At 47.1% G+C, this 17,660-nt stretch carries 10 protein-coding genes; 4 read left to right on the plus strand and 6 right to left on the minus strand.

Annotated elements, in window-relative coordinates:
• Nucleotides 1-310: 310 nt before the first annotated feature.
• The gene (locus H6G89_RS25810) at nucleotides 311-1,429 is read right to left on the minus strand and encodes a hypothetical protein (RefSeq protein WP_190511992.1); all 1,119 of its coding nucleotides are present in this window, start codon (nucleotides 1,427-1,429) and stop codon (nucleotides 311-313) included.
• Nucleotides 1,422-1,739, minus strand: coding sequence for a hypothetical protein (locus H6G89_RS25815; protein ID WP_190511994.1), 318 nt, complete (start codon nucleotides 1,737-1,739; stop codon nucleotides 1,422-1,424). Before H6G89_RS25815 ends, H6G89_RS25810 begins: the two co-directional genes overlap by 8 nt.
• Before the next feature lie 1,053 nt (nucleotides 1,740-2,792).
• On the opposite strand from H6G89_RS25815, the gene H6G89_RS25820 reads away from it, so the two are divergent.
• Together H6G89_RS25820 and H6G89_RS25825 are read left to right on the plus strand one after the other, a co-directional pair.
• Nucleotides 2,793-2,996: a hypothetical protein gene (locus tag H6G89_RS25820; protein ID WP_190511996.1), complete on the plus strand. Its 204-nt coding sequence runs from the start codon at nucleotides 2,793-2,795 to the stop codon at nucleotides 2,994-2,996.
• Nucleotides 2,974-3,291, plus strand: a complete 318-nt coding sequence (locus tag H6G89_RS25825) for a type II toxin-antitoxin system PemK/MazF family toxin (protein WP_190511998.1) — start codon at nucleotides 2,974-2,976, stop codon at nucleotides 3,289-3,291. The genes H6G89_RS25820 and H6G89_RS25825 overlap by 23 nt, the downstream gene beginning before the upstream one ends.
• 394 nt (nucleotides 3,292-3,685) lie before the next feature.
• Here H6G89_RS25825 and H6G89_RS25830 read toward each other — a convergent pair whose 3' ends face one another.
• Nucleotides 3,686-6,832, minus strand: a complete 3,147-nt coding sequence (locus tag H6G89_RS25830; protein WP_190512000.1) for a chemotaxis protein CheB — start codon at nucleotides 6,830-6,832, stop codon at nucleotides 3,686-3,688.
• A gap of 273 nt (nucleotides 6,833-7,105) precedes the next feature.
• Between H6G89_RS25830 and H6G89_RS25835 the strand changes: the two genes are divergently transcribed.
• On the plus strand, nucleotides 7,106-8,152 hold the full coding sequence (locus tag H6G89_RS25835; protein WP_190512002.1) for a chemotaxis protein CheB: 1,047 nt from the start codon (nucleotides 7,106-7,108) through the stop codon (nucleotides 8,150-8,152).
• Between the two features lie 9 nt (nucleotides 8,153-8,161).
• Here H6G89_RS25835 and H6G89_RS25840 read toward each other — a convergent pair whose 3' ends face one another.
• Nucleotides 8,162-8,827 carry a hypothetical protein gene (locus H6G89_RS25840; RefSeq protein ID WP_190512004.1) on the minus strand — a complete coding sequence of 222 codons (666 nt, stop codon included), beginning with the start codon at nucleotides 8,825-8,827 and terminating at the stop codon, nucleotides 8,162-8,164.
• Nucleotides 8,828-9,045: 218 nt separating this feature from the next.
• Here H6G89_RS25840 and H6G89_RS25845 point away from each other — a divergent pair, with 218 nt between their 5' ends.
• The gene (locus H6G89_RS25845; RefSeq protein WP_190512006.1) at nucleotides 9,046-9,921 is read left to right on the plus strand and encodes a CheR family methyltransferase; all 876 of its coding nucleotides are present in this window, start codon (nucleotides 9,046-9,048) and stop codon (nucleotides 9,919-9,921) included.
• 322 nt (nucleotides 9,922-10,243) lie between these two features.
• On the opposite strand, the gene H6G89_RS25850 is transcribed toward H6G89_RS25845, so the two are convergent.
• Together H6G89_RS25850 and H6G89_RS25855 are read right to left on the minus strand one after the other, a co-directional pair.
• Nucleotides 10,244-11,995, minus strand: a complete 1,752-nt coding sequence (locus H6G89_RS25850; RefSeq protein ID WP_190512008.1) for a response regulator — start codon at nucleotides 11,993-11,995, stop codon at nucleotides 10,244-10,246.
• A 443-nt stretch (nucleotides 11,996-12,438) separates the two neighbouring features.
• Complete coding sequence (locus H6G89_RS25855) at nucleotides 12,439-17,199, minus strand: PAS domain S-box protein (protein ID WP_190512010.1); 4,761 nt, start codon at nucleotides 17,197-17,199, stop codon at nucleotides 12,439-12,441.
• Nucleotides 17,200-17,660: the final 461 nt, after the last annotated feature.

Here is a 17,660-nt window from a genome sequence, read left to right on the forward strand (position 1 = left end):
CCGAAATCATGGGGTGAACGCTCCGCACAAGCCAATCCTGTTACTGGCGGTGATAGAACTGATTGAACAGAGTAAGATTTGTGACTTAAGCCAAGCCTTTGCCGCTCAATAAGGCATCCTTTTGCCAAAGTCCAAGCTGAAATGCTGATTCTTTCATTGAATGATTGCCTCAGTTTCCTACCCAATTCAGTCATCTCCTTGCCGAGAGTTCAAATCTTGAGCAACCCTTTGCCGAAAGTGCAACTCATGCCTATAAAATTTGCTTATACCTTTGGATGCCAGTCTGAAGGGAACTGTCTAGATTGACGCATTACGCTTTGATGGTCTTGAATCGCGCAATCAAGGCAGGACGATTTTGGTACTTTGACTTAAGCTGCTCAAAGCGTTGGGTAAATTCGGGTAATCGTCCTTGATGTTCTGCCAGATCACACAGATCGATCAGTAGAGTGGTGGCTTCATCATAGGGTTTAGCCTGCTTCAACTCAATCAGTTCGACCACTCGTTTCCAGGTTTGGGCTTCTTTCGGTGCCAGGGCTTCCAGTTCCTTAATGCGCTTTTTTCTTGCGGCATTCTGTTCCTGTTGGTGACGTTTCTTTCTAATGGTTTCGGCAATTTCTTGCAGTTCAGAGAAACGTCGATGTCCTGAGTTCGATTGAGGCGCGGATTGAGTTACGCCTGCGAGTTCCTTTAAGCGATGAATGAGTTGCAGATCAACGTGCGGTTCTCGTCGCACCAGTTTCAGCAAGAATTCCTGCTTTTCGTCTGCTGATAGTTCCTCTAACCAATTTTCTAGGGGGGGTTCTGAGATCGGCTTCTGGCGATCGCTTGCCTGGGCTGCCGCAGCAACTAAATCCGGATTAAGCTCAACCAGTTCGATAAACGCTTGTAGCGATTCAGAAAGCTTGTCCAGGTTGGGCGGAATGGGCGGTTCAACGGGATCATCTTCCAGAGTATTTCCTGCAAGATAGGGTGCTGTTCGCAGCCAAACCAGGTATAGCAGACGTAAATCGCCGTTCAACAGTTCGTCTCGAAGCGGCAATAAACGTGGCATCCATCCTTCACCCTCAATCCAACCACCAATACCTTCCTCTTCGTTAATCTGGACATCTAGAATGATGTACTGGGAGGTCGTTGAAACAGTCACCGTGTCGGGAAGGTCGTAAGGCTGAAACCAGTTTGGGTTAGCGATCGCCTTCGGAAACCGAAACATCAGTTGCCAGGTGCCCCAGTTGGCGATGTAGAACATCATGTCAAAGTACTGGGTTAGTACTTTCTCTGAATTACCCCGAAAGTTGCCATAATTGTAGAGAAATATGGCTTGATTGGGTGTAAGTTGAACCCGACTAGAGAGCTTGCGGATTTCGTCCTGCTCTTTCTTCGTCAGGGGGCGATCGATCGCCTGAAACTCATAATACTGATATTCACTCATTGGCAGTTTCCCGTGCTTTTTTAGGAAATGAAACACTCATATCTTGATAACCTTCAAGATTAACTGTCCAAAATTTAAACTCGCTCCAAATATCATCAATGACTTTATACTGAGCTGCTGTTTTCATGGTGAAATTGGTAATCAGAGCAATGCGTTCACGGAGTGTCTCTGTTGCCGTAGCCGCTCCAAAGGAGCTAAGAGAACCGCCTGCTTGAGTAGTTTGTACAGTTATGCTTTTTGGATTATTCGTTAGCTTAGATGCTGCATTTCTCAAGCTATCAATTTTGCAGTAAATTGAGTGTTTTTGCATTCAGGTTGACAATCCACATGACTGGGCGTACACAATCCCGCTGCACCGGAACGTATCAATATGATCGGTTGAGTTGCAGAGGTTATCTGTGCCCGGTGAGCGCGGTCGTTAGCTGGCTCCGTACACAGGTCTTGCACTCGTCGGTAAGAACGATCAGCATAACCATCAACGCTCTGGATAAAGATTCTGAGAAGTTGTAGTGAAGAGGAATGATATTTCTCTAGATGTGGGTAAAAAACCTGTATCTTAAAAATGTTGAGCTATATTATCTCAATCAGCTATTGAGATACTGAATTCAGCTTCCTTCAAGTCTAATTTGAGTAAAGAGTCGTGAGTAAAATTTTCTTTCTTTCTTCATCCCTCTTAGTTTCAACGATAGTAATTTTTGTACAACTAAAACCTGCTCAAGCTTGCCTAGTAGCTCCCTGCCCAATTGACAGTGCAGGGGGTGTAAGCATCATGAATAATATTCAGTCAGGTAGGAGTTTTACAGTAATCTTTGACCAAGTAGGAAATAGGTTCAATGATTCTGGCTGGACAGGCGATACAGATCCTATGGGCACATTAAGAGTTGGAGAGACTTATCAAGTTACATATTCTAGAGGTAGGTTCACAACTCGAGGATTTAACGAGCAGAGCAACTCAGTGATTAGTGCCACGTATAGCAACGCGAACCTAAGCAGGGGACAAATCTCACTGTGGGGACGTATATACACTTTTGATGGAAGTAATAACGTGTATGACCCTCAATTTGGTTTAGTGGGAACTCTCCGTTTCTAGTGAGTCTTCGTCCCATTTAGCAAACATACCCTAACAATCTATTCGAGCAGTGCGTGAAGGTATATTTTTTTCGCTTGAACGAAATCTGTCGCCGCTCAATTTTGCTGTTGGGCTGCTTCATATCTTGGTGGGGACGGTGCAAAGGCTACCTATAGGCATCGAAGGCTAATCTACTTCGAGGTTGTCTGTGTGGCATTCCTTTGAACACTTGGAAGCGATCGCACAAAAAAGAATTACGGCATAAAATCAAGGCATAGTCTCATTTAACAAGATATGCTAAAAACGCTCTGGGCTACGGTTCGGCAAGGAAAGATTGAGCTATTGGAGTCAGCAGAACTACCGGAAGGGGTAAGGGTATTGGTGACAGTTTTACCGAACGACGAGGCTGAGTTTTGGTTGAACGCAAGCCAAACCTCACTTGATGCAGTTTGGGATAATGCTGAGGATGATGTGTATGCCCAGCTACTCCAAGCATGACGTTATTTTAGTGCGCTATCCCTTCTCGGATTTGTCGAGTTCAAAGGTAAGACCTGCTGTTGTTGTAAGTACAGCACATCCATCTCAAGACATTCTCATTACTCCTCTGACAAGCAAAACAAGTTCATTACTGGCAGGAGAGTTTGTGTTGTCTGAGTGGGCAGCAGCAGGATTGAACGTAGCAACCGCAGTCAAAAGAGGCGTGTACACAGTACATGAAAGTTTGGTAATCAAAGTGATTGGTCAGTTGGCTAAGGTTGATACCAACCAACTTGAGCAATCCTTGCGAGGATAGTTAGGCTTGTAGGATATTCCAGCAGCCACAGCCCAACATTGCGTTGGTGCGGACGGTACAAAGGTTATTGGTAGGTGTTTGGTGTTGTCTGCTGCCGTTCAACTTCGACGTTGTACTGCTCAATCTTTTGGTGATGACGGTACAGCCAAGTATCTATTTCACTTTTCTTTGTGTATATGAAACCACCCTGCGGTAGTTCCCCTTGGTAAGGGGGACGGCGACAGCTGGGGGTTAGTGGCAACAGATCTGAAACACTACCCTATTAATGCGATCGCCCCTGGTAGGTTCGGTGTCTTCATCAACCCAACATTCACTGTTACCCATCATGCTGGTTCAAAGCTTCAGTGCCGTAGGCGGTGGGGTGTGATTTGTAGATTATCCTTGAAGCTGTTACCTACAATCTCGATCGCGGTTGGTCGGTGATATCTTCGATCGCCAACAAGATCATCTGCGTATTGTCGATCTTGGGCATTTTGCGGGCTTTGAGGCGCATGACTTTACGTCCAATCTGTTCAAAGTCGTGTTCGACTTCAAAGTCTTGGAATTGGGTGTTGCTGGCGAGAATCGCTTCGAGGTGCGATCGCAACTGGGGAATATTCCACTGCCCGTTGCCCAGTTCAAACATCGAGTGTTGCTCGGTTTGCATGGGGGATACTTCAAATGTCTCGTAGAATGACCGATTAGCCGTAATCACATACAAATTTTCATTCAACACAATTAACGGTTGCCAAACCGTCTCGACGATCGCATCGGCGTAATCTCTGGCTGCCATGAGTTGAGCGTTGCTACGTTTGAGGTCGTCGATGTCGATCAACACCAACACCGCCCCATCAATTTTGTTGTCGATTGTGCGGTAGGGACGAATTCGCAGGTGATACCAGTGTCCGTCGCGGTCTTGAATCTCTTGTGTCTTGAGGTTGAGTGTCCGAATCACTTCTAGAATTTGTTGCTCCAGGTTGGGCACACTCAATTTGTGAGTGATGTCGCTGAGCGGTCGCCCAATGTCAGTAGAGATCAGGTTAAAGATGCCCTCCATAGCTGGGGTAAACTGCCGAATCTGGAGATCGGCTCCCAACATCAAGATGGGGATGTGGATGCTGTTAAGTAGGTTTTGCAAGTCGTTGCTGACTTGAGTGGCTTCTTGAGTGCGGCGACGCAGTTCGTCATTGACGGTGTTGAGTTCTTCGTTCGCGGCTTGAATTTCTTCTTTAGCGGTTTCCAGTTCTTCGTTGGTGCTCTGCAACTCTTCGTTGCTCGACAAAATCTCTTCGTTGGCGGCTCGCAAGTCCTGGTTGGTGGCTTGCTGCTCCTCAATGATGGATTGCAGATGCTCTCGTGAGGTTGCCAGTTCTTGCTTGAGTCGAATGATTTCTTGAGCCTCACGGGTTTTGCGCTTTGAAGAAGTGCTGCCATCTTCTGTTTCAGCAGGTAACTCCAAAATCATTGGCGCATCTTCAAACAGCACTAGAAAACATTCCTGGTTGGACCCAACCTGAAATGGAGTGACGTTGATAATGACTTGCCGAATGCGTTGCGAAGTCGTCCCTCCTGAAGGGTAATCACTCTCTCTGATCTGTAAGCCGTCTCGTCTAACGGGTAACTTTTGCTGCCTTGCCTGATACACGGCGGATTGCAGATCTCGCCGCAATTGCTCTTTTGCCATTCGCAAGAGATTGAGACTGGCACGACCAGGGGCAGGTTCAAGATAGGGACTCGTTTGCCCCCGAAATTGGAGAATTTCTAAGTTTTCATCGACAACCACTCCAGCCGGAGCGTATTGGTTTAATACGATTCGATCTGCTTCTCGCTGAAGTTCTAAGTCATTAGGGAGAGGCTCGGTCACAAGCGGTTGGACGTTGATAGTGGTGGGGGAATAGGAACTGGCTGTTAACTCAATGTTAGGTCGAGCCATGCTCAGTTTCTTGGCATAAATCTTGTTCTTTTTATCGCACAGGGTAAATAAATCTATAAAATCACCGACTGTCTCTGAGGCACCCAACATGAGAAACCCGTTGGATTTCAGACCGTAATGGAAGATGGGTAAGAGTTTTTTCTGTAAGGAGTTGCCCAAATAGATTAAAACATTGCGACAGGTAATTAAATCGAGTCGTGAAAACGGTGGATCGCCGATCAAATTTTGGCGAGCAAAGACACACAGTTCGCGCACCGCTTTGCTGATTTGATAGCCTCCTTCAACCTGAATAAAAAAGCGATAGAGCCGATCAGGAGAGACGTTGGCAACCTGGCTGGGGGTGTAAATGCCATTACGAGCATATTCGATCGCCGTTTCACTCAGGTCGGTGGCGTAGATCTGAATCGGCACATGCGACACCTGATCCGATAAAAACTCCAACAGGCAGATGGCAATAGAATAGGCTTCTTCGCCCGTGGAGCAGCCTGCTACCCAAATGCGGATGGGTGTACTGGGAGATTTGTCTTTGATAATGATGGGAAAGACGACGGCTTTGAGTGCCTGAAAGCTGTCGGGGTCGCGGAAAAAGCTGGTGACGTGAATTAAGCAATCGCGATAGAGTGCCATCACCTCAGCCGGGTTGCTCTGAAGATAACGAGCGTATTCGTCTAAATTATCCAATTGGTACAACACCATGCGTCGCTGAATGCGACGGTTTAAAGTGGTCTGTTTGTAGTGGGTAAAGTCAACACCAGTCGTCTTTCGCAATGCATTAAAGATGGTGGTGAGTGCGTCTTGACTAGCCGTTGGGGTGGAGGATGCTTCGGCTACGGTTTTAGAGAGGTTGGTGATGTAGGGATGATGGCTGATTTCAGCGAGCTTTTGAGCGATCTGGTCGGGTGGCAAAATAAAGTCTACTTGACCTGTGGCGATCGCCGTATTAGGCATACTTTCGACCTGTGCCGATTCCTGACACTGGGCAATGGTGATGCCTCCGGCAGCTTTGACGGCTTCGACTCCGCGTGCCCCATCGGAATCAGCTCCCGATAAGATCACGGCGATCGCTTTGCTGCCCCGGTCTTCAGCCAGAGATAGCAGAAACGTATCGACTGACATAAACATCGTATTTCGGGGAGGACGAGGCGACAGTTTGAGCAACCCTTTGGCGATCGTCAGGGTTTGGTTGGGCGGAATCAGGTATACCTGATTCGGTGCAACTGCCATCCCATCCTGCGCCTCATACACGGGCATTCGAGTTACTCTAGCCAGGATCTGGTTCAACACGCTTTCCTGGTCGGGGGTCATGTGTTGAATGATCACAAACGCCATGCCCGTGTTGGTGGGCAAAAAGTTTAGCAATTGGGTAAACGCTTCTAATCCTCCGGCGGAGGCTCCAATGCCAACGACAGGAAATACGTCCCCGGCATTGTCTGACAAATCTCCGGAGTCAAGTTGACCTGCAACGCTGGGTCGGCTCTCTACACCAGGTTGGCTCTCAGTAGAGGGTTGATTGTCGGTGACTGGCTGACTTGCTGTGGTGGGTTCCTCTAGGTTTGGCGGATGACCTACTGGAATGTTGCCGTCTGAGGGATTGGGTTGAGCTTTTTTAGAGGAGCGTCTGGGTGTCATGTCTCGTGGTCATCAATGTCGGGAGCGATCCGCCTATATTAAATCGCAATCTATCACTTACGTATTGACTTCTATTGTGACAGAACGAACTCATTGCGTTAGTAGGCTCATGAAAGGAGATTGCTTAAATTCCTAATTCTGGGGGACTTTAGATTTCCAGTTCCCCCCAATTTTGGCTAGGGCTATTAGCCTTAAGGAAGTATTGTCTGCGTAACCGATATGTTAGTCTAACGATTCGAGATAGCCTGACCGCGAAACCGATAAGGAGCAACCGTGTTAAAACCAGATATCATCGTTATCGGCGCATCGGCTGGAGGGCTGAGAGCCTTTGAGATCCTGGTTTCTCAACTGCCTCCTGACCTTCCTGCGGCAGTCTTTATCGTGTGGCACATCTCCCCTGACTACCCCAGCATGTTGCCACAAATTTTGTCACGAGTTACGTCTTTGCCCGTTAATCACGCTACTGATTATGAACCTATCCACTCAGGGCGAATTTATGTAGCTCCTCCCGATCGCCATCTGTTAGTTGAGTCTGGAATGATGCGGTTGTCGCGGGGTCCTAGAGAAAACCGCTTTCGTCCGGCGATCGATGTGTTGTTTCGCTCTGCCGCTTTATCCTACGGATCGCGAGTGATTGGGGTGGTGTTGACGGGGAGTTTGGATGATGGTGCGGCGGGATTGTATGCCATTAAGGAACGCGGTGGCATTGCCGTGGTGCAAGATCCGTTAGATGCCCTGCATTCGTCGATGCCCAGAGCCGCGATGAAAGCAGTGAATGTAGATTACTGTGTGCCGATCGCGGCGATGGGGGCACTGATAACCGATCTAGTCGATAAACCAATTCTCCACCAAGAGGAACACGCAGTGTCTGAGCAAATGGATCTTGAGGTAGGTGTTGCCCGAGAAGACAATAGTTTAGAGATGGGGATTATGAAACTTGGCGATCTCTCTCCCTTCACTTGCCCTGAGTGTCATGGGGTGTTGTTGCAGTTAAAAGAAGGCAATCTGCTGCGCTTTCGCTGTCATACGGGGCACGCCTATTCGCTCAATTCTCTGTTGGCGGAGGTGACGCAGTCGATTGAGGAGACGCTGTGGGACGGTATTCGGACGATCGAAGCCAGTGAAATGTTGATGACCCACACGGCAAAGCATCTGCGTGAGATGAATGAGCATGAAGCGGCAGACCTGCTGTTGCAAAAAGCGGAGGATGCCAAACGACGAGCCGAGTTGGTGCGGCGAGCGGTGATGAGTAATGAGGTCTTAAGCGAAGACAATCTGAAAGAGCAGGTCAGGCTCGGTGACGGACGAGAAGAGTTGTAAGGGCTGAGTTTAGCGATCGCCTCTGTCTCTTTGTCTCAGCTCATGATTTTGTTGTCTCAACCGGTTGTTGACGGCTGCCGCCTGTCTCAGGGAAGCTCTTAACGCTTGAGTATTGGCGATCAATTCTTGAACCAAACGCGCTTCTTCTACTACTTCTGCTAGTTTTGCTTGGTTGATCCTGCCTGTCTGTTGTAGACCGTTGCTGAGCTGCTGGCTTCTAGCGATGACCTCGTTAACCTGATCCAGCTGAATCGGGTTTTCTAAGGTTGCTTGTTTTTTGGAGCGTTGAGGCGATCGCCGTTGGTTGCGGTTGGAGGATGGGACAGGTTCTGTGGCAGATGATTCGTATGCGTAATGTATGGGATCAGTCGTATTCAGTTGCTCAATCTGCTGCTGTAGCTTTTTAATTTGATGGTCAATTTTGGTGAGTTGTCGCCCCCGCGCGATCGCGGCTTTGTAGTCCTCGACTTCATTCGGTTTCAGATGTTTAAGCGTCTTACCATCAAGAATAGGTTGACGACTTCTGACCTGCCAATATTTAGTATTAGTGCGGGCTGTACCACCGGGTTTGACTTGCACTAACCAACACTGTTGTAGAAACCAATTCTCAGCAATTTGATCTCGCTGGGCGTTTAGTTCAATCAGCTCAGATTGTAATTCTTCCAGGGTAGACATGACGATTCGTACGCACTGAGGAAATATTTGCTTAAAGATAGCACTTATTCGTATGCATGACCTATACTGTGAGTTGTACGTAAGAACTTCAACTAATATCTTAAACTGTAATCTTGCGTACGAATTAACCCATAAAAACAGGTTTCCTACATGATGGTGAGAGCAAATTTGCTGTGTAGGGGAGATTTACCAGCAATTTTTAATAAGCAGATTGATCAATGATTGCCCAAATAAACCCCCCAACAAGCTTTTTGTGTGATTCTCCTTTAGCCAGAGATGATGACAGTTCTGGGCTTGAGACGTTATTAGATTACCTTAAATGCAATCGGGAGTGTGATTTAACGGGCTATAAACGCTCAACTCTGATGCGACGATTTCGCCATCGTATGCAGCAACTCAACCTCTATAGCTATTCGAACTACTTGCGGTTTTTGCAGGATTGCCCAAACGAACATTTGGCTCTCCTCGATGAGGTGCTGATTAACTTCACAGGCTTCTTTCGCGATCGCCACACTTGGGAATATCTGGCAACTGAAGTGATTCCTTCTATTGTTGCTAGCAAGTCGTCGAATGAACCAATTCGAGTCTGGAGTGCGGGGTGTGCAACCGGACAGGAGGTGTGTAGCCTGCTGATCTTGTTAGCCGAGATATTGGGATTGGAGGCATGTTTGGAGCGTGTTCAGTTTTATGCGACTGATGCCGATGTACATGCGCTGCAACAGGCACGGCGTGGCGTTTATCGCGAGACAGATGTAGTCCACCTTCCCCCTCAATGGCTCAAAAAATACTTTGTGCGCACCTGTAGAGGTTATGTCTTTCACCCAACCCTGCGGCGGATTGTCACCTTTAAGCGACATAATTTGATGCAGGATGCTCCTTTGCATGATGTTAATCTCCTCGTATGTCGCAATGTGCTGATGTATTTAACAGCAGAGGCGCAACAGTCTATTCTGGGTCGCTTTCATGCCTCCCTCGAAGACAAGGGCTTTTTGTTTCTGGGACAGGCAGAATTGCTGTTCCATCAAAGGCATTTATTCAGGACTGTTAATTTACAACAGCGATTTTATACCAAGGCTTTAGACTCGGTCTGGTAAGGCTTTTCCTCCTGTCGTTGACCTAAGTTAACGTCAGTTCGGTTTAAGAACCTGGTGAATGAATTCGTGGCTACTAGAGCGAAGTCTGCTGATGCGGACTCCGGAAAATCAAGGTTTGACGAACCGATGCAGGTCGGTTTTGCTCTTATAACGGCGGTTTTAACCGCCGAAATCCTTATCCCGAATTCACGTTAAGTTAGGACGGGGCGAAGCCCCCACGCCCCTACTCCAACGCTGAGGCGTAGGGTTATACAGAGTATATATCTCATTCCGAGACTTTTGATCTTGTGATTAGTCCAATAATTAGATTATTCAGTCTCGCCTAAGACAAGTCCCTACAGTTGCTTGTGGGTAAATGAACGGTAAAACAAACTGTTTGATGACAGCTTTCCACGGTGATAGACCCTTCTAGCTGTTCTACTAGCTTTCTGACGAGGGCTAACCCTAATCCGGTGCCACCCTGTTTCCATGGGTCGTTGTTTGGAATGCGGTAAAATTTATCAAAAATGCGAGTCAATTCTGTTGTTGAAATTTCAACTCCAGAGTTAATCACCCTGAGACAAACAATTGTTTCTTCTAAGTTGGCAGCAACAGTAATTGTTTCGTTTGCAGGTGTATATTTACAAGCGTTGTTGAGTAACTCTGTAATCACTCGACTGAGTGCTGAAAGATCCACGGTTAGCAATGGAAGGTTGTCATCCATCGTGAGTTGTAGGATTTGTTGCTGCGTCTGTGCCTGCATCTGAAAGGCTTCGATGACGTGGGGTAACCAGTGGTATAAGTTGACGACGATCGGCTCGACAATGTGACTGTTGCCTGCTTCTAAATGCTGTAGCTCTAATAAATCGTTGACGAGTTGAAGCTCGCGATCGCATTCCTGTTTTAGGATCTCAAAATACTGTGCTGCTTTGTTAGGAGTGCCCGGTTGGGCAGTGTGTTCTACTGTGGTTTGTCCTTGTTGGGTCAGTAGATCTAACATTTGCAGTGCCAGGTTCATGTTCGATAGGGGGCTTCTTAGCTCATGAGAGATGGTGTTAAGGAAACTGTCCTTCAGATGATTTAACTGTTCTAATTCAGCGACTTGACGTTGGGATGACTCATAAAGTTTTGCCTGTCGTAGGGCGATCGCACATTGATTTGCCACTTGCTCGACTAGATGTACTTCTAGTTCACTAAAACTAGAAAACTCAGGTTTCAAGACCCACAAATCGCCTAAGATGCCTTTTTGTTCAACCTGATTATCAAAGATGGGGCAAGCCAAAATAGCGGTGTGATTATCAGTTGCTGCGGTCTGTAACGGGCAGAAGGCAAAGGTATAACGCTGATGCAACTGCTCATGAATTTCAGGAGCATCCGCCATGTGGAGGGTTCGTTCCTGTCTCTCAGATTGCGAGGGTTGGGGGTGTTGATAGCGAATGGTTGATGTCAGGCGATCGGGGCTATACAGCACGGCACTGCAACAGGAGGCACCGAGGGCAGTGGCGAGTTCTTTAACGGCATTGCGCAAAATTTGATGTTGATCAAGTGTGTCGCGCACTTGATCGGTGATCCGTTTTAAGCTCTGCTCAAACCTCAAAGCTTGCTCTAATTCGAGGGTGCGAGCTTGAATTTGGCGTTCTAAATCGGTGTTAAAGTGTTGTAGCTGTTGAGCTAGTTTGAGTAGCTGTTGATATTGCGATTGAATGGTTAGTTGATGTTGAATTCGGGCTAAAACTTCTTTTGCTCGAAACGGTTTGGTAATGTAATCAGCCCCACCCAATTCAAAGGCTTTGACCTTTTCGTCTACTTCGTTGGACGCACTGATAAACAGGATAGGAATTTCACAAGTTTGGGCAGACTGCTTGAGGGTTGCACACACCTCAAATCCGTCCATTTTGGGCATCCGAATATCTAGCAGAATCAGGTCTGGCAACTGAGTGCGAATGGTTTCCAATGCCATAGCACCACTGGTTGCTTTCCTCACTTTGTAGCCTTCAGCTTGCAAAATCAGTGATAGGGTGCGGAGATTATCAGGATGATCATCTACCACTAAAAGTTTTGCTTTAGCCGCAACTTCACTATCAACGTTCAGCATAGGTTTATCTGCAATGAATGTTAGTTTCAGGTATTTAATGTGTAGCAGACATTATCTACTGGTACGCACCCAAGCAGGACTGTTGTAGCAACCGAGGGATTGGTTGGGAAGGGGTTTCACCCCTGACCGAAGGCGCAGCCCCCACACCTCCTTGTAATTAACTGTCTCGACAGTTGCTATAGGAATGCGAATTAAATATAGCTTTAGTCGGAAAGCTTAAGGCAAAGGCAATGGCTCAAACCCTGATGCTGGGGAGGCTTCCTGACTCGCCTCCGCCCCATTGTACGTGGCTATGGCGATAACATGGGCAATGTTCGGGCTGTACGGATTTGGCAATGCCAAACCCCTCCACAAAAATTGCACCTTATTTAATTCATGATCCTTAATCTAATTCTCGATGCAATGCTTTTGATTTCATGAAATTCTCAATGCTTCTTGACGTATCAGGTTGTAGAGGTATCAGGTTGAGTGAGGTTGATAATCACTTCAAAGTTGTAGTTTTGCAGCCAATGATTTAAGCCTCTAATAAGAGTGGTATGCTCTACCGGAATTTGTTTGATCAGAGAGGAGGTTTCTTCTTCGTCGCAATTCAGAGCGGCTCGGTAGAGGGCAGTGATCCACTCAGGCGGCATAACTTGCAGGGATGAGGGTTGCAGGGTCGGGGGCAAGAGTTCAAATTCCTGCTCTTCAATCTCTTGATAAGAATAGGAAATTCCCAGGTGGTCTGCCATTTTGGCAAAAATTACATCTATCTGAATTGGTTTACCGACAAAGTCATCGATGCCTGCGGCGAGGGCAAGGCTGCGATCATCGTCGGATACTTGGGCTGTAAGGGCAATAATCTTGGTGGCAGAGGAGTTAGGGGATGAGGTCTGAGAGGCTCTCAGGCTCTCTAATTCTCGGATTCTCCGGGTCGCTTCATATCCATTTAATCCGGGCATTCGCAGATCCATCCAAATTAGATGGGGATGCCATGCCTGCCACCGGGCGATCGCCTCAACCCCACCCGTCGCTTCTTGCACCTCCAGCCCGATCTGGGTCAATACCTTGACCATCAATTGGCGATTACTCAACTGGTCATCTACGACTAGAATTCGGTAGGTCGGTTGACCTGAAGCCAGACTCACCACTGACTGTTGCTGGGCGATAGAGGATACCTGACTCGTTTGACCTAGAGAAACCGGAATGGAGAAACTGAATCGGCTGCCCTGTCCTGGAGTACTGTTAACCGTTAAATTGCCTCCCATTAAACTCACGATCTTGTGGCTAATGGTTAAACCCAACCCAGTTCCTTCTAAAGAGGTTCTCCCGGCTTCAGCTTGGGTAAAGGCATCAAAGATGATATCGAGTTCTTCGGGGGCAATGCCTACGCCTGTGTCTTCGACTTCTAATTGCAAAAAGTAGGAAGTAGGAGGTAAGGATGGAGTAGGGTTCACCAATTCGTTAGATGCTATTTCTCCTTCCCGAACGTCCAAGCCCACCCGTAGGGCGATAAAGCCCTCATAGGTAAATTTAATCGCATTGGTGAGCAGGTTGATCAGCACCTGACGAAGTTTATTACTGTCTGTAATGAGGTACTGGGGTGTCTCCGGTTTAAGTTCAAGATTGAACTGCAATCCCTTAACGGCTGCCCGATTGCGGAACATGTCTTGCAAATCGTGTAACAATTCAAACAGATTGGTGTTGGTGTGTTCTAGCGTGATCCGTCCGGCTTCAATTTTAGATAAATCCAGAATTTCGTTAATGAGATGCAACAGATGATTGCCACTGCGATGCATGATGCGGATGCAATCTTGTTGTTCTGCACTCAATGCGGGGTCACGGTTCAGAAGCTGAGTAAAACCGAGGATGACGTTCAGGGGGGTACGCAGTTCATGGCTCATATTTGTTAGAAAGAGACTCTTAGCTTGATTAGCGGCATCAGCCGCTTCGAGGGCTTGTTGCAGGTCGAGGGTACGCTCTCGAATACGTTGCTCCAAATCTACATTGAGTTCTTCCAACTCTACATTGAGTTCTTCCAACTCTACATTTAACTGTTGCAGGGCTAACTCTGCTTGTTTGAGGGTTGTGATGTCGTCATAGCAGCCCAAAATGCCAATCACTTTTCCCTGGCTATTGGTTAAGGGAATTTTGCTGGTTCGTATCCAGATTTGCTCCCCATTTAAGTTATTCGTTGGTTCCTCATAATTCAGTTTGGGTGTGCGGGTCGTGGCGATTATTTCATCATCTGCTCGATAAAGGTGTGCCCACTCTCCCCAGGGCAATTCCAGATCGGTTTTGCCAACAATTGCCTCAATGGTTAGCTGATAGTCGTTTGCGAAAGCAGAGTTGCAGCCCAAAAATCTGGATTGGCGATCTTTCCAAAAGACTCGTTGAGGAATTGCGTCTAGCACTAATGCCAGCATGTTGCGAGATTCTTGCAGATCTCGTTCTGCTTGTTTGCGATCGCTAATGTCAGCAACCACTCCTATCAGTTGGCGTTCTGCGGTTGATTCGTCTTGAGAAAAAATGCCCCATGCCGCGATCCAACGCATCTCGCTATCTCTGCGATGAATCCGGTATTCGATGTTGTAGGGTGTTCTGGTTTCAAAGGTATGGATAATTGCCTGGAGGACACGGTCATGATCTTCGGGGTGTACCATCGACAGAAACGTTTCGCGATCGCCAGGGAAGGTTCCAGGGACAAAGCCGAAGATTGCCTGCGCTCGATCAGACCAATTGAGTTGTCCATTGTGCAGATTACAGCTCCAGGTGCCCATGTTGGCAGCATCTAATGCCAGTTGCAGCCGCAATCGTTCGGCTTGCAAATCCTGAGTTCGTTGTTGAATTCGCTTTTCCAGGTCGGTGTTGAGTTGATGGATTGCTTCTATGGCTTGTAACCGTTCAATTTCAGCGGCTGCTCTAGCCCCAAAAATTTTGAGCAATGCCTCTGCCCGTTGAGGACTGGCGATCGCGGTTCGGTTCGCAATACAGAGGACACCGATCACATCTCCGTTCGTGTTTTGCAGGGCAACGCCAAAATAGCTTTCACTTTCAAACAATTTCAACTGTGGATTATTAGGAAACTCAGCCTGTACATTGCCAGGGCAATAGTAGGAACCCTGCTCCACACAATGCTCACAAGGGCTGCCGCTCAGGAGATAGGAAACTCTCTCCTGGTTTTGGTTGTCAGCACACAATGCCAGAGCTTGTAGGCGATCGCCTTCTAATCGACTAACTAAAGCATGAGACACATCGAGTGCCACTGCAATTTGTTGGGCTAAGACTGGGAAGAAGTCTTCACCTGTAACGGATGCTGTGCCTTCTACCAGGCTTTTTAAGGTCAGTTCCGCTTGTTTGCGTTCAGCCTCACTGCGTTTACGTTCGCTAATATCTCGGCAGATACAAAATTGAACCGTTTGTCCACTCCAATCGGCTGAGTTTGAACTAATTTCTACGTCGTAGATCGACCCGTCTTTGCGACGGTGTCGAGTTTCAAAGGTGTTGCTACAAAGGTCAGATTCAATAATCTTCTCCTCTAAGTCTGCCTGTTCCCAGTGGGCATCAAAATCAACAAGATTGAGGGTTGTCACTTCCTCTGAGGAATAGCCCAACATATCGGCAAAACTAGAATTTGCCTCAATAATATTGCCTGCTTGATCCAGCACAACGATGCCATCAATGGAGGTGTCGAAAAGGGTTTTGCGACGTAAGCTTTCTTGAGCCAGCGCAATTTCTACTTGTTTGCGATCGGTGATGTCACGTCCCACCGATTGGAATTCAACAACATTTCCCTGATCGTCGTATATCCCTCGATTGACCCATTGAGTCCAACGGATTTCGCCATTCACAATGACTCGGTTCTCAATGATGACAGTGGGGTTGGTAAAGCTGATGGATTGTACCAGTTGATTGACTTTTTCTTGATCGGCTTCGTAAATCACTGGGTTATAGCTCTTGCCAATGATATCCTCGCTATCGATGCCGAAATAGCGGCAGTAGGCATCGTTCACAAATAACAGTGTGGTATCTGCTAAAAAGCGCGAAATTAATTCGGTTTGGTCTTGGACAATGGCACGATAGCGAGTTTCACTTTGTTCTAGAGCGATTTCAGCCATTTTGCGATCGGTGATGTCTCGGCTTATGCCAGCACACCGATAGATCTTCCCAGCCTGATTACGAATGGGAAAACTGCGATCCCAGAGCCAACGAATCGATCCATCCGAACGGACAATTCGATATTCGTCATTAAAGAATTTATTGCCCTGTAACTCTCGCTGAAACTTTGCCAGGATGCGATCGCGATCCTCTGGGTGAATTGAATCCATCCAGAGTTCAGGGTTCTGGTAATCGAGTTCCCGCGAATGTTCAAAAAGCTCTTCACAAGCCGGGTTGAGATAGAGAAGCTTCCCAGTTTCAAGGGATTTGATGAAAAAGATGTCGTCAATATTGTCTGCAATCTGCCGCAATTGTTCTTCACTCTCATGCAGAGCAATTTCTGCTAATTTGCGATCGCTAATATCCGCCGCTAGGCCAATGAAGCGAAGCGGATTTCCTGCGTCATCTCGAATGACGGTTACTTCGGCTGAAATCCAACATACAGAACCATCCGGGCGAATAATTCGATATTCTCGTTGGACATGATTACCTTGCATTTGTGATGTAAGGGAAGCTTGAACGCGATCGCGATCATCCGGGTGAATCGTCTCCATCCACGCCAACGGGTTTTGTAAAAGTTCATCACGCGATCGCCCCCAAATGCGCTCATAAGCAGAGTTGATGTAGACGTACCGATCTGGGTTGAGCGATCGGATAAAAAACAGTTGGGGAATTGTGTCGGCAAGCTCTTGAAATCGTTGTTCACTCTCCTGTAGGGCGAGTAGGGACTGGGTTAGAGTTTTAAGTTCGGCGATCGAAGTTTCTTCCGTTAACGCTTCCCGTAGGTTTCCTTGAACAAGGGATTGGCTTGTCTGAGCGATTTTCAAAATCGATTGGGTTACCCAAAGAGCCGTGGCAACGCCGATCGTGGTTGTTATTGTTAATATCAGACCCGGTAAAAGAATGGTTCTAGTTTGATTGGCGTAAAATTCGAGCCGTCTATCGCCATAAAAGAGATATATCAGTAGACCTATTAGACTCACTGTTTGGAGTAGCAATGGGGTGATCAAGACCCACTGCAAAGGAATCTGGGCTTTAGTATGACGTAGAGATTGTGGGAAAGACATGAGCCTTAAAAAGTTTAAAGACGAAGTAAGACCATCATCGAGGCACTCTTAATCTAGCCAAGTAGAAAAACTTTTCATCCAAATATTGCAATTTCTGAAAGTCTAGATTGAGACTCAGTGTCTCTAGATAAGTCCAGAATTGATACTTGTGAGTCTTGATTGAGATAGGGTAAGAGGCAAAGGGCAAAGGGGAGGCATCTGGGTTTTAACCCTTTCCCCGTTCACCTTTTCCCCTTAACCAGGAGATCTTGCAAAATCTTTGCCTCACATTGGACTCAGTAATCTCATTTTGAGTCTAGTATTAATATAGAAGAGTCTTATTTGAGATAGGCGATCGCGACTGATGAGATGTTGCTGGAAGCAGGATGCGGTAGACTGGCGACATGAGTGGGCGATCGCTTCAAGGACTAAATCAGTGCGAATTAGGGGTTGAAAAATTTAGTCCAAATCTAGTCCAGTAA

It is taken from the genome of Oscillatoria sp. FACHB-1407 (assembly GCF_014697545.1).
GTDB lineage: Bacteria > Cyanobacteriota > Cyanobacteriia > Elainellales > Elainellaceae > FACHB-1407.